The 12,382-nt window shown below is 72.5% G+C and carries 12 protein-coding genes; 7 read left to right on the forward strand and 5 right to left on the reverse strand.

Features of this window, described 5'->3' with window-relative positions:
* The 4 genes from JWP64_RS29135 to JWP64_RS29150 all read left to right on the forward strand — a co-directional run.
* Positions 1–503, forward strand: a 503-nt coding sequence (locus tag JWP64_RS29135; protein WP_297503328.1) for a sugar phosphate isomerase/epimerase, incomplete at its 5' end; no start/stop codon positions are given.
* Between the two features lie 9 nt (positions 504–512).
* Positions 513–1,400 (forward strand): alpha/beta hydrolase, encoded by an 888-nt coding sequence (locus JWP64_RS29140; protein WP_297503330.1) that lies wholly within the window; start codon positions 513–515, stop codon positions 1,398–1,400.
* A gap of 1 nt (position 1,401) precedes the next feature.
* The gene (locus tag JWP64_RS29145; protein ID WP_297503332.1) at positions 1,402–2,496 is read left to right on the forward strand and encodes an agarase; all 1,095 of its coding nucleotides are present in this window, start codon (positions 1,402–1,404) and stop codon (positions 2,494–2,496) included.
* Between the two features lies 1 nt (position 2,497).
* Entirely contained in the window at positions 2,498–3,310 is an 813-nt protein-coding gene (locus JWP64_RS29150; RefSeq protein WP_297503334.1) for a mycofactocin-coupled SDR family oxidoreductase, read from the forward strand.
* 40 nt (positions 3,311–3,350) lie between these two features.
* Here JWP64_RS29150 and JWP64_RS29155 read toward each other — a convergent pair whose 3' ends face one another.
* From JWP64_RS29155 to JWP64_RS29170, 4 genes are all read right to left on the reverse strand, one after another.
* Positions 3,351–4,892 (reverse strand): adenylate/guanylate cyclase domain-containing protein, encoded by a 1,542-nt coding sequence (locus JWP64_RS29155; protein WP_297503336.1) that lies wholly within the window; start codon positions 4,890–4,892, stop codon positions 3,351–3,353.
* Positions 4,893–5,033: 141 nt separating this feature from the next.
* Positions 5,034–5,858: a MaoC/PaaZ C-terminal domain-containing protein gene (locus JWP64_RS29160; protein ID WP_297503535.1), complete on the reverse strand. Its 825-nt coding sequence runs from the start codon at positions 5,856–5,858 to the stop codon at positions 5,034–5,036.
* Positions 5,858–7,213 carry a 3-oxoacyl-ACP reductase gene (locus tag JWP64_RS29165; RefSeq protein WP_297503338.1) on the reverse strand — a complete coding sequence of 452 codons (1,356 nt, stop codon included), beginning with the start codon at positions 7,211–7,213 and terminating at the stop codon, positions 5,858–5,860. Before JWP64_RS29165 ends, JWP64_RS29160 begins: the two co-directional genes overlap by 1 nt.
* 34 nt (positions 7,214–7,247) lie before the next feature.
* Positions 7,248–8,543, reverse strand: coding sequence for an acetyl-CoA C-acetyltransferase (locus tag JWP64_RS29170; RefSeq protein ID WP_297503340.1), 1,296 nt, complete (start codon positions 8,541–8,543; stop codon positions 7,248–7,250).
* Between the two features lie 113 nt (positions 8,544–8,656).
* Here JWP64_RS29170 and JWP64_RS29175 point away from each other — a divergent pair, with 113 nt between their 5' ends.
* Together JWP64_RS29175 and JWP64_RS29180 are read left to right on the forward strand one after the other, a co-directional pair.
* Positions 8,657–9,316 carry a TetR/AcrR family transcriptional regulator gene (locus tag JWP64_RS29175; protein ID WP_297503341.1) on the forward strand — a complete coding sequence of 220 codons (660 nt, stop codon included), beginning with the start codon at positions 8,657–8,659 and terminating at the stop codon, positions 9,314–9,316.
* Positions 9,313–11,253 carry an acyl-CoA dehydrogenase gene (locus tag JWP64_RS29180; protein ID WP_297503343.1) on the forward strand — a complete coding sequence of 647 codons (1,941 nt, stop codon included), beginning with the start codon at positions 9,313–9,315 and terminating at the stop codon, positions 11,251–11,253. Before JWP64_RS29175 ends, JWP64_RS29180 begins: the two co-directional genes overlap by 4 nt.
* 95 nt (positions 11,254–11,348) lie before the next feature.
* Here JWP64_RS29180 and JWP64_RS29185 read toward each other — a convergent pair whose 3' ends face one another.
* Complete coding sequence (locus tag JWP64_RS29185; RefSeq protein ID WP_297503345.1) at positions 11,349–11,699, reverse strand: tetratricopeptide repeat protein; 351 nt, start codon at positions 11,697–11,699, stop codon at positions 11,349–11,351.
* A 52-nt stretch (positions 11,700–11,751) separates the two neighbouring features.
* On the opposite strand from JWP64_RS29185, the gene JWP64_RS29190 reads away from it, so the two are divergent.
* Positions 11,752–12,381 (forward strand): HAD-IA family hydrolase, encoded by a 630-nt coding sequence (locus tag JWP64_RS29190; protein WP_297503347.1) that lies wholly within the window; start codon positions 11,752–11,754, stop codon positions 12,379–12,381.
* The last annotated feature ends 1 nt before the right edge of the window (position 12,382 follow it).

Below are 12,382 nucleotides of genomic sequence, written 5' to 3' on the forward strand. Positions count from 1 at the left end.
GCGCCGGGGAGAAGGGCGTCAAGCTCATCATCGAGAACTGCGTGATGGAGGGCTGGCACCCCGACGGCTACCCCGGCAACCTCGCCTACTCCCCCGAGCTGTGGGAGTGGATGTTCTCGCTCGGGCTGTACCTGAACTACGACCCGAGCCACCTCGTGTGGATGGGCATCGACCCCGTCGAGGCACTCAAGCCCTACGTCGACCGGATCCCGCACGCCCAGGCCAAGGACATCCAGCTCTTCCCGGAGAAGCGGAACCACTACGGGTGGCCGGGCAAGGCCGTGGTCCGCGAGGACCCGTTCGACGTGGGGTGGTGGCGCTACCGCGTCCCCGGGCTCGGCGACGTCGACTGGCTCCGCGTCGTGGACGCGCTCTACGAGGGCGGCTTCGACGGCGTGCTGTCGGTCGAGCACGAGGACCCGGTCTGGGGCGGCACCGAGGACAGGATCCACACCGGGCTGCAGGTCGCGCACCGCACGCTGCGCCCGCTGATCGTCGCCTGAGGAGGCGCTATGAAGATCGTCGACCACGAGGGGAACCCCGTCCGCCACGGCCGCGCGACCGTGAACGGGGTGCGCCTGCACTACCTCACGGCGGGCAGCGGCGAACCCGTCCTGCTGCTGCACGGCGTGCCGAAGACCTCCTACCACTGGCGGCACGTGATCCCCCTGCTCACGCCGCAGTACACCGTGGTGGTCCCGGACATGCGCGGCCTCGGCGACTCCGAGCACGCGACGAGCGGCTACGACATGCGCAACGTGGCCGAGGACTTCGCGCAGCTGATGACCGAGCTGGGCCACGAGCACTTCCGCCTCGTCGGCGAGGACTGGGGAGCCGCCGCGGCGTACCAGCTCGCGTCGGCCTACCCGAAGCGCGTCCGGCAGCTCGTCTACCAGGAGATGATCCTGCCTGGCTTCGGTCTGGAGGACTACTCGTTCCTCACCGCGGAGAACGTCCGCAGCTACGTGTGGCTCTGGCACATCAACTTCTACTCGGTGCCCGAGTTCCCGGAGATGCTGATCAACGGGCACGAGCGGGAGTACTTCTCGTACTTCATGAAGCACGAGACGCACGATCCGGCGGCGATCACGCCCGACGCGCTCGACGAGTACGTGCGGTGCTACTCCTCGCCCGGTGGCGTGCGCTGCATGTGCGAGATCTACCGGGCGACGCTGACCGACGGCGACCAGAACCGCGAGTCCGCGAAGACGAAGCTGCCGATGCCGGTCCTCGCCGTCGGCAGCGAGCACTTCATCGGCGCCGACAACGAGCGGCAGATGAGGGAGGTCGCCGACGACGTCCGCGCCGTGATCCTGCCGTGGGGCCACCAGCTGGCCGAGGAGTCGCCGGACGAGCTCGCCGGGCGCTACCTGCGGTTCTTCGCCGGGGAGGAGATCTGACGTGGCGGCCTTCACGATCCGGGACGGGCGGCTCGTCGACCCCGACGGCGCCCCGTTCCTGTCCCTCGGCCTCAACCACGCCGACGAGACCGCGCTGAAGTTCCCGCGCAACGTCGACGTCTGGCGCGAGCGGTACGGCTCCCGGGAGAGCTGGATCCGCGACGGGGTGGTGTCCGACCTGCGCAGCTGGTCCTTCAACACCCTCGGCTGGACCCAGGAGTACGTCGCCGGTGGTTGGGGCGAGGCGCTCGACTGGTTCGGCGACCCGATCGACCTCAAGCACTCCACGCCGTGGTCGGCGGCCGAGCTGCGTGGGGCCGGGATGCCCTACGTCGCACAGCTGCCCGTGCAGGAGATCGAGGACTGGAACGGTCACCCCGCGTTCCGCCCGCTGGACGACGACTTCGAGGTCTGGTGCGACTACCTGGCCCGCAGCATCGTGGTCGAGCACGCGGAGTCGCCGGACCTGCTCGGGTACTTCCTGGTGGACATCCCGGCCTGGCTGCCGCACTCGTCCGGCCGGGACTTCGCCGAGCTGCAGGGACTCGACCCGGCCGAACGGGAGAAGCGGCTCTACGACGTCGCGAGCCGCTACTACGAGACGGTCGCGGCCGCGATCCGCCGCTACGACCCGGACCACCTGATCCTGGGCGACCGGTTCAACGGCAACAAGGGCATCCCCGAGCCGGTCCTGCGGGCGATGGCGCCGCACGTCGACGTGCTGTCGGTGCAGTACTTCACCGAGCCGACCGCGGAGTCCCGCACGCGGCTGCACGACGACCTGGCGGCGTGGCGCGAGCAGTGCGGCGACAAGCCGGTGATCGTCGCCGACGTCGGCAACTGGACGCCCACGCAGCTCAACCCGCACCGCGAGGGCCTGCCCGACCACGCCGCGCGCGGCGCCGACTACGGCGCAGCCCTCGACGCGGTGCTGCACGAGCCGTGGCTGGCGGGCTGGCACTGGTGCGGCTACGTCGAGAACACCGGTGGCCGGGGCTGGGGCCTCAAGGACCCCTGGGACGAGCCCTACCGCGACCTCACGGACGCGATCACCGAACACAACCGCCGCGCGCTGGCGCGGTACGGAAGGAACTGAGATGGGACAGCTGGACGGGAAGGTCGCCGTGATCACCGGCGGCGGCCGGGGACAGGGCCGCTCGCACGCGATCCGGCTGGCGGAGGAGGGCGCGGACATCGTGGTCTGCGACATCACCGAGCAGGTCGGGTCGGTGCCGTTCCCGACCGGGCGCCCGGGTGACCTCGAGGAGACCGTGGCCGCGGTCGAGAAGCTCGACCGGCGCTGCGTCGCGCTGCAGGCCGACGTCCGCAGCACCGCGGACATGAACCGGCTCGCGGACACCGCGATGAAGGAGTTCGGGCGGATCGACATCCTGCTCGCCAACGCCGGCATCCTCAGCCTGTCGGAGAACACCTGGGAGCTCGACGACGAGACCTGGGACGACATGATCGACATCAACCTGACCGGCGTGTTCAAGGCCTGTCGGGCCGTGGTGCCGCACATCCGGGCCGGCGGCAGGGGCGGCTCGATCGTCATCACGTCGTCGATCGCGGGGCTGCGCGGCGTCGCGGGCTGCACGCACTACGCGGCGGCCAAGCACGGCATCGTCGGCCTGATGCGCACGCTGGCGCGCGAGCTGGCGCCCGAGTCGATCCGGGTGAACACGCTCCACCCCACGGGCGTGGACTCGCCGATGTCGAACAACGACTTCTTCCCGAAGTGGCTCGACGAGCACAAGGAGCTCGGCGACGCGATGCGGTTCAACCTGATGCCGGTCGACGCCATGCCGATGCGCGACGTCTCCGACGTGGTCGCGTTCCTCGTCTCCGACGCCGGCAAGTGGGTCACCGGCACGACCATGCAGGTGGACGCGGGCTTCATGCTCAAGTGACGACCGTCCCGGGTGACCGGTCCCGGACCGCCGGGACCGGTCACCCGGCGGGGGCGGGGACCGCGATCCGGGTGGCCTCGGTGCGGCCGCGGAGGACGACGGAGTCCTCGACGCGCCAGCGCTCCGCCTCCCGCCCGCTCGCCAGTGACACCGCCGCGCCCGAGGCGACGACGCCGCCTGGCGCGGTCTTCGCCAGCTCGGTGAGCCGCGCGGCCTCGTTCACCGGGTCCCCGATCACCGTGTACTCGTAGCGGCGGACGTCCCCGACGTTGCCCGCGACGGCGTCCCCCGCGGAGACGCCGATGCCGGCGGTGAGGTCCGGCAGCTCCTCGGCCAGCCGTTCGGCCAGCTCCCGGCCCGCGGCCAGCGCGCACCCGGCGACGTCCGGGAGGTGGTTCGGGGCGCCGAAGACGGCCAACGCGGCGTCGCCCTCGAACTTGTTGATCCAGCCGCCGTGCCGCTCCACCACCTCGACGACCACGGCGAAGAACGCGTTGAGCACGCCCACGACCTCGGTCGGCGGGCGCTGCGCGGCCATTGCCGTCGACCCGACGAGATCGACGAAGAGCACCGCGACCCGCCGCACCTCGCCGCCGAGCTCCACTCCGTCCGACGCCGCCGCGGCCCGCGCGACCTCGTGCCCGACGTGCCGGCCGAACAGGTCCCGGATCCGCTCGCGCTCGGCGAGGCCCTCGGCCATGGTGTTGAACCCGGCCTGCAGCCGGCCGAGCTCGGTGTTGTCGTAGACGGGGACGCGGACGTCGAAGTCGCCCTGCTCCACCCGCTGCATCGCCCGCCGCACCGCGACCACCGGGTCCGAGGTCGCCCGCGCGGCCCCGATCGTCGTCAGCACCCCGGCCAGCAGCGCGCTCCCGCCGATGGCCAGCACCATCACCGCGAGCCGCTCCGCGGTGACGTCGCCGAACACCAGGGCCGCGACCCCCGCGAGCAGCAGCCCACCGACCGGGACCGCGGTGCCGAGCGCCCAGAACAGCACCGCCCGCACGAGCACGCCGGGGATGAACCGCCGCTGCCGGGGCGGGGTGCGGGACAGCACACGGGAGGCGGCGCCGCGCAGGATCCGCTCGGTGAGCAGGTAGGACAGCGAGCAGGTCGCGATTCCACCGATCGTGATCGTCTCGGCGATCTGCATGGCGAGCCGCGGGGAGAAGCGCAGGTTGAACAGTCCGAACAGGACGACGGCGCCGATCCAGAGCGTCGCCAGGATCGTGACGATCCGCAGCGGCCCGTAGAGCACGAGGTGGCGGATCCGGCGTTCCGGGTCCCTCCGCGCGGTGCGCCCCAGCCGGAACCGCAGGCTGCCCCACACGAACCCGAGCGGCACGCAGACCACGAGGTAGCCCGCGAACAGCAGCACGTTGACGACGCGGGCCCGCCCGGGATCGGCGAGCTCGCCCGTGGGGAGCACCCACGCCCCGAGCACGAACACGATCAGCGCACCGCCGACGTTCGCCACCGCCACGACGGCGGCCAGCAGCAACCGGACCGGCCAGCCGATGACCGAGCGTCCGGGTCTCAGGTCACGGCTGCGGGGGAGCGCACGCGACGGCAGGTCCGCCATGGCGGGAGTGTAGGCCGAACGGCCGCGCACCATGGAGCCACAACGCGCTCCTCGGACCCCGAACTCTCGCGTTATGGAGCCACAACGCGCTTTTCAGGCCTCCGAGGTCGCGTTATGGCTCCATAACGCGAGTTCGGGAGGTCAGTGGACCTGGGCCGCGAGGTGGGCTGCGGAGGTGCGGCGGTTGCGGACGGACAGGTTCCAGCCGCCCCTGGCGGGCTGCGTCACCAGTTCCACGGCGGACGGCAGCAACAACGGCTTCCGGAACAGCACCTCGTACGTCGCCGCGTCCGGGACCCGGCCCTGCAGCGCCGCGACCGCGCGGGCCGCCGTCCACATCCCGTGCGCGATGGCCCGCGGGAAACCGAAGGCCCTGGCCGTCAAAGGGTTCAGATGGATCGGGTTCACGTCCCCGCTGACCGCCGCGTACCGGCGGCCGGTGTCCTTCTCCACCCGCCAGACCGCGGACGCCGGTCCGTCCACATCGGACATCTCGGGCATCTCCCCGGCGAACCCGGTGGGCGCGGACCCGCCGCGGGCCAGGTACGTGCTCCGCCCGTCCCAGACCGGTTCGCCGGCCACGGAGACGGCCGCGACCAGGTCCACCTGCGCGCCCTTGGGGTGCGCAGCGAACCGCTCCGCCCTCACCCGGACATCGAGCGGCTCGCCGGCCCGGATCGCCCGGTGCGCGGTGATCCGGTTCGCGACGTGCACGAGCCCGGGCAGCGGCAGCGGGAACGCGCGGCACGCCATCAGCTCGACCTGCAGCGGGAACGCGAGGACGTGCGGGTACGTCATCGGAAGGGTGTCGGTGAGCGCGAACCCGCAGACCCGCGCATAGTCCGCGAGATGCCCGAGATCGACGGTGAGACCCTCGCGCGCGATCTCCCGGTCCGGCAGCGTCTTCCCGCGGCCGGGGAGCACCGCCCCGACCGCGGCCTTCGCATAGAGCGCCCCCAGAGCCATCACGCCCCCAGGATCGACTGGCCGCACACCCGCACGACCTGCCCGTTCACGCCGCCGCTCGAGGACTGCCCGAGCCAGCCGATCGTCTCCGCGACGTCGACCGGCAGGCCGCCCTGGCGGAGGCTGTTGACCCGGCGCCCGGCCTCGCGGGTGCCGAGCGGCATCTTCTGGGTCATCTCGGTCTCGATGAACCCCGGCGCGACGGCGTTGATCGTCGCCCCGCGCTCGGCGAACCGCGGCGCGTACGCCCGCACCATGCCGATGATCCCGGCCTTGGACGCCGCGTAGTTCGTCTGCCCGCGGTTGCCCGCGATCCCGCTCTGCGACGAGACGCAGACGATCCGGCCGGCCTCGCGCAGCACGGTCTCGTCGGTGAGCAGCGCGTCGTTGATCCGCAGCTGCGCGGCCAGGTTGACGGCCAGGACCGAGTCCCAGCGCGCCGCGTCCATGTTGGCCAGCAGCTTGTCCCGGGTGATCCCGGCGTTGTGCACCACCAGGTCCACCCCGCCGTGCCGCTCGCGCAGGTGCCCGAGGAGCCGCTCGGGCGCGTCGGCGGCGGTGATGTCCAGCTGCAGCGCGACACCCGCGGTGCGGTTCGCGACCTTCGCCAGGTTCTCGCCCGCCGCCGGGATGTCGACGGCGACGATCGACGCCCCGTCCCGGGCCAGGGTGTCCGCGATGGCCGCACCGATCCCGCGCGCGGCGCCGGTGACGACGGCGACCCGCCCGGCGAGCGGCCGGTCCGGGTCGATCGGATCGTCCATCCCGACCGGGTCCTGCGGCGCCCCCACCGGCACGCCGACGTGCACGACCTGCCCGTCGACGTACGCGGAGCGCGCGGACAGGAAGAACCGCACCGAGCTGTCGACGGCGGCGGGCAGCGCGTCCGCGGCGACGACCAGCAGGTTCGCGGTCGCCCCCGCCCGCAGCTCCTTGCCGATCGAGCGGACCAGCCCGTCGAGGGCCTGGGCGACGGCGGCCGCCTCCCCGGTCGACGCCTCCGCCGGCTCGGGCCCGAGCACGAGCAGCCTGCCCGACGGCGCGATCTTCCGCACCGCCGGCGTCAGGATCTGCTGAGCCGCGGCGAGGTCGGCGAGGGACGCGGCGGCCGTCAGGTCGAGGACGACGGCGGCCAGCTTGTCCTCACCGGCGCTCTCGACGACGCTCTGCCCAGACTCCTCGACGAGTGCTCCGATCGGCTTCGCGAACCGGCCCGCGCCCACGGCGCTGACCAGCGCGGGGCCCGGCAGCAGGGGCCGGCCGGGCTCGTGGCGCCGGAGCAAGGGAACGCGCGGCACGCCGAGCCGGCCGGCGATGCCGGTGTTGGAGAAGTCCCGCAGGCGGTCGTTGCTCATTTCTCCTCCGCGGAAAAGATCACGTCGTCGGTCCTCACTTCACAGCCTCCAGGATCGCGACGACGCCCTGCCCACCCGCGGCGCAGATCGAGATGAGCCCGCGCCCGGAGCCCTTCTCGTGCAGGGCCTTCGCCAGCGACGCGACGATCCGTCCGCCCGTCGCGGCGAAGGGGTGCCCCGCGGCGAGCGAGGAGCCGTTGACGTTGAGCCTGCTGCGGTCGATCGAGCCGAGCGGGCTGTCCAGGCCGAGCCGCTCCTTGCTGAACGCCGGGTCCTCCCAGGCCTTCAACGTGGCGAGCACGGTGGACGCGAACGCCTCGTGGATCTCGTAGAAGTCGAAGTCCTGCAACGTGAGCCCGTTGCGCTCGAGCAGCCGCGGGACGGCGTAGACCGGCGCGGTGAGCAACCCGTCACGGCCGTGCACGTAGTCCACGGCGGCGGTCTCGGCGTCCACGAAGTGCGCCAGGACCGGGAGCTTGTGCTCGGCGGCCCACTCGTCCGAACCGAGCAGGACCAGCGCGGAGCCGTCCGTGAGCGGGGTCGAGTTCCCGGCCGTCATCGTCGCGTCCTCGCCGCGGCCGAACACGGGCTTCAGCTTCGCGAGCTTCTCGACGCTGCTGTCCGGGCGCAGGTTGTCGTCCCGCGTGACCCCCAGGTACGGCGTGACGAGGTCGTCGAAGAAGCCGCGGTCGTAAGCGGCGGCGAGGTGCCGGTGGCTGGCGGCGGCCAGCTCGTCCTGCGCCTCGCGGGAGACACCCCACTCCTTCGCGGTGATCGCCGCGTGCTCGCCCATGGACAGGCCGGTGCGCGGCTCGGAGTTCTGCGGGATCTCCGGGACGATCTGGCCGGGGCGCAGCTTGCCCAGCAGCTTCAGCCGGGCGCTCGCGCTCCGGGCGCCGTTGAGCGCCACCAGGATCCGGCGGAGGTCCTCGTTGACGGCGATCGGCGCGTCGCTCGCGGTGTCCACACCACCCGCGACGCCGCTCTCGATCTGCCCCAGCCTGATCTTGTTGGAGACGGCGATGGCGGCCTCGAGACCGGTGCCGCAGGCCTGCTGGACGTCGTAGGCCGGGGTCGACGGGGCGAGCCGGCTGCCGAGCACGGCCTCGCGGGTGAGGTTGAAGTCCCGGGAGTGCTTGAGCACCGCCCCGGCGACCACCTCACCGAGGCGCTCGCCGGCCAGCCCGTAGCGGGCCACCAGCCCGTCGAGCGTGGCGGTGAGCATGTCGAGGTTCGACGCGCGGGCGTACTTGCCGTTGGCGCGCGCGAACGGGATCCGGTTGCCCCCGATCACCGCGGCCTGGCGGGTCTGACGAGTCTTCGCGGCCATGAGCCCTTCTCTCCTGTGGGGGTGCCCTGCCTGTCCCGGTGCCCTGTCCTGTCCGGGTGAACAGCATTACCCACGAGTAGCTTGTACCCAAAGTACACGGTACTGTGGGTTTCATGAAGACCGCCCGGGACCGTCGGGACAGCCGGTGGGACACCCACCGGGAGCAGCGGCGTGTCGAGCTGGTCGCCGCCACCATCACCGCGGTCCGCCGGCACGGCGCCGGTGTCGGCATGGACGACATCGCCGCCGAGGCCGGCACCAGCAAGACCGCCGTCTACCGGCACTTCCGCGACCGCACCGGCCTGTACGTGGCCGTGTGCGGGACCGTCGCGAAGGTCCTTGTCGGACAGATCCGCAAGGCCACGGACCGGGAGTTCGGCGCTTCCGGACGCGGGCCCCGCTTCGCCCTCTCCGAAGGTATCGACGCATACCTGCGACTGATCGAGTCGGACCGTGAGGTCTACCTGTTCGTGGTACACCGGCCGCTCCTCGATCCCGCGGTCCACGCCGCGGACCCCGTGACCGACCTCGTCGCCATGATCGGCGACCACGTCGCCGGCGTGATCGCGAAGCAGTTCCGCCGCAACGGCCAGGACGACCCCGCCCGCGCCCGCTCGTGGGGGCACGGGCTCGTCGGCCTGGTCCGCGGTGCCGCGGACGACTGGATCACCCGGCCCGACGGCACCACCCGCGACGAGCTCACCGCCCGTCTCACCGACCTCGCCTGGGCCGGACTCGCCGGCCCGGCACCCTCCCCGGAGGTGACCGCATGACCGCCACACCCTCAGTAGAAGCACTCCGCACCGTCCTCGACGGCCGCTGGGCGAACGTCCGCGAGGACGTCCGATCCCGGATGGGCCTGTTCCGGCCCGCGAACCCGGACCTGAGCACCGAGGAGTACCGCGCCCGCGTCCTCGAGCTCGTCGAGGAGCTCGCGAAGACCGGGCACCCGCACACCGGGTTCGCCGAGGAGTACGGCGGCAAGGGGGACGTCGGTGGGGTCGTCGTCGCCTTCCAGGCCCTCGGCTACGGCGACCTGTCCCTCCTGGTCAAGGCGGGGGTGCAGTGGGGCCTGTTCGGTGGCGCCGTGCAGGTCCTCGGCACCAAGCGTCACCATGACGAGTACCTGCGCCGGATCATGGACGGCGAGCTGCTCGGCTGCTTCGCGATGACCGAGACCGGCCACGGGTCGGACGTCCAGCACCTGCGCACGACCGCGACCTACGACCCGTCGACGCGCGAGTTCGTGATCGACACCCCGGAGCCCGGGGCGCGCAAGGACTACATCGGCAACGCCGCACGGGACGGGCGGATGGCCGTCGTGTTCGCACAGCTGGTCACCGAGGGCACCTCGCACGGCGTGCACGCGTTCCTGACTCCGATCCGGGACGACGAGGGCAAGGCCATGCCCGGTGTCGAGATCTCCGACTGCGGGCAGAAGGCCGGGCTGAACGGCGTCGACAACGGCCGCCTCACGTTCGACCACGTGCGCGTGCCGCGGGAGGCGCTGCTCAACCGGTTCGCGGATGTGGCCGAGGACGGCACCTACTCGAGCTCGATCGAGAACGAGAACCGCCGGTTCTTCACGATGCTCGGCACCCTGGTCCGCGGCCGGATCAGCGTCGCGGGCGGCGCCGGCAGCGCCGCCCAGAAGGCGCTGGCCATCGCGATCCGCTACGGCGAGAAGCGCAGGCAGTTCAGCGACCCGGCCTCCGGTGAGGAGGTGGTGGTCCTGGACTACCGCGCCCACCAGCGCAAGCTGCTCCCGGCGCTCGCCACGACCTACGCCCTGCAGTTCGCCCAGGACGACCTGGTAGCCGAGATGCACCGGCTGCAGTCGCCCGGCGCCCCGGAGGACGAGGCCGCACAGCGCGAGCTGGAGAACCGCGCGGCCGGGCTCAAGGCCGTGGGGACATGGCACGCGACGGCCACGATCCAGGCCTGCCGCGAGGCCTGCGGCGGGGCGGGCTACCTGTCCGAGAACCTGATCCCGCAGCTCAAGGCGGACACGGACGTCTTCACGACGTTCGAGGGTGACAACACGGTGCTGCTGCAGCTCGTCGGCAAGGGACTCCTCGGGGACTACGGCAAGCGGGTCGGGAAGCTCGGCCCGCTCGGCATCGCCCGGTTCGCCGGGGAGCAGGTGCTGGCGTCGGTGACCGAGCGGACCGGCGCCAACAAGCTCCCGAGCCGGCTGCCCGGGCGCGGCTTCGCGCCGCGGGACCGCGCGCAGCAGCGGAAGCTGATCACGGACCGCGCCGAGCACCTGCTCGCCGGGCTCGCCCGCCGGATGCGGCCCGCGCTGAAGAAGGGCGCGGACCAGTTCGGCATCTTCAACGCCGCCCAGGACCACATGCTCGCCGCGGCCCGCGCGCACGTCGACGCGCTGGTCTTCGAGTCGTTCGTGGACGCGATCGGACGGGTCACGGACCCGGCGGTGCGGGCGCTGGTCGAGACGATCTCCGACCTGCACGCGCTCGCGGTGATCGAGCGGGACCGGGCGTGGTTCCTGGAGCACGGCCGGCTCACCGCCGCCGAGAGCCGGGCCGTCACGGGCGCCGTCAACGACCTGTGCGCGGAGCTGCGGCCGCACGCCCGGCTCCTGGTCGACGCCTTCGGGATCCCGGAGGGCTGGCTCGCCTGCCCGATCCTGGCGGACGAGGGGGCCACCGAGGCCGACTCCGAGCCCGTCCCGTCCATGGTGGGCTGAGTCCCGCCCCTTGCATGCATGAACGGCACTCTCGCGCGGTAGTTCCGCACGGGAGTGCCGTTCATGCGCCAGAGGCAGGGCGGGGCAGAGGCGGGTCAGGCCACGCGTGCCTCGCAGGAGTCGCGATCGGCCGCGTACTCCGGGTCCAGCGCGGCGGCCAGCCGCAGGTGGACCAGGGCCTCGGCGTGCCGGCTCTGCCGCTGCAGGGTGCGGCCGAGCAGGGCGCGGGCGTAGGCGTCGGCCGGGGCGAGCTCGACGGCGCGGGTCAGCTCCTCCTCGGCCCGCCGCAGCTGGGCGGACCGGTAGTAGGCCCGGCCCAGCAGGAGGCTGCCCGCGGCGCCGTCCCGCAGCTGGTCGGCCAGGGGCTCCAGCATCGCGAGGGCCTCCAGCGGCCGGCCGCCGTCGAGCTGTCCCTCCGCGAGCCGGTAGATCAGTGCGGTGTCCATGTCCACCACAACCCGATACCCCCTCCCCGTATTTCTGCCCTATCGTCGGACCGTGACCGTCGTCAGACCCGTGACGGACCTCCGCGCGGTGCGCGCTGTCCTGTTCGACATGGACGGGACGCTCGTCGACTCCGACGCCGCCGTGGAACGGGCGTGGCGCACGTGGGCGGCCGAGTACGGCGTCGATCCGGAGCGGGTGATCCGCGTCGGGCACGGCCGTCCGTCGTGGGACACGATCCGCGAGGTCTGCCCGGACCTCGACGACGCGGAGAACGTCCGGGCGGGGACGCGCCAGCTCGAGCTGCAGCACACCGATCTCGCCGACGTCGTCGCGACGCCGGGCGCGCACCGCCTCCTCGCGTCGCTGACGCTCCCCTGGGCGATCGTCACCAGCGCCGACCGCAGGCTGACGGCCGCGCGTCTCGGCGCCGCAGGGATCACACCGCCGGAGGTGGTGATCACCATCGAGGACATCGTGCGAGGCAAGCCCGACCCGGACGGCTACCTGCAGGCGGCGGCCGCGCTGGGCGTCCCGCCGGAGGAGTGCCTGGTCGTCGAGGACGCGGACGCGGGGCTCGCCGCCGCCCGGACCGCGGGCGCGCGCACCGCCGCACTGCGGGGCCTCGCCGGAGACGTCCCGATCGGGACGCTCGACGACCTCGTCCCCCTGCTCACCGGCTGAC

Origin of the sequence: Pseudonocardia sp. (assembly GCF_025465255.1) — a bacterium.
Taxonomy (GTDB): Bacteria; Actinomycetota; Actinomycetes; order Mycobacteriales; family Pseudonocardiaceae; genus Pseudonocardia.

Excerpts from the sequence above, each read along its gene's own strand:
- JWP64_RS29140 (WP_297503330.1), top strand. The coding sequence starts at position 513 with ATGAAGATCGTCGACCACGAGGGGAACCCCGTCCGCCACGGCCGCGCG.
- JWP64_RS29150 (WP_297503334.1), top strand. The coding sequence starts at position 2,498 with ATGGGACAGCTGGACGGGAAGGTCGCCGTGATCACCGGCGGCGGCCGG.
- JWP64_RS29155 (WP_297503336.1), bottom strand. The coding sequence starts at position 4,892 with ATGGCGGACCTGCCGTCGCGTGCGCTCCCCCGCAGCCGTGACCTGAGA.
- JWP64_RS29160 (WP_297503535.1), bottom strand. The coding sequence starts at position 5,858 with ATGGCTCTGGGGGCGCTCTATGCGAAGGCCGCGGTCGGGGCGGTGCTC.
- JWP64_RS29165 (WP_297503338.1), bottom strand. The coding sequence starts at position 7,213 with ATGAGCAACGACCGCCTGCGGGACTTCTCCAACACCGGCATCGCCGGC.
- JWP64_RS29170 (WP_297503340.1), bottom strand. The coding sequence starts at position 8,543 with ATGGCCGCGAAGACTCGTCAGACCCGCCAGGCCGCGGTGATCGGGGGC.
- JWP64_RS29175 (WP_297503341.1), top strand. The coding sequence starts at position 8,657 with ATGAAGACCGCCCGGGACCGTCGGGACAGCCGGTGGGACACCCACCGG.
- JWP64_RS29180 (WP_297503343.1), top strand. The coding sequence starts at position 9,313 with ATGACCGCCACACCCTCAGTAGAAGCACTCCGCACCGTCCTCGACGGC.
- JWP64_RS29185 (WP_297503345.1), bottom strand. The coding sequence starts at position 11,699 with ATGGACACCGCACTGATCTACCGGCTCGCGGAGGGACAGCTCGACGGC.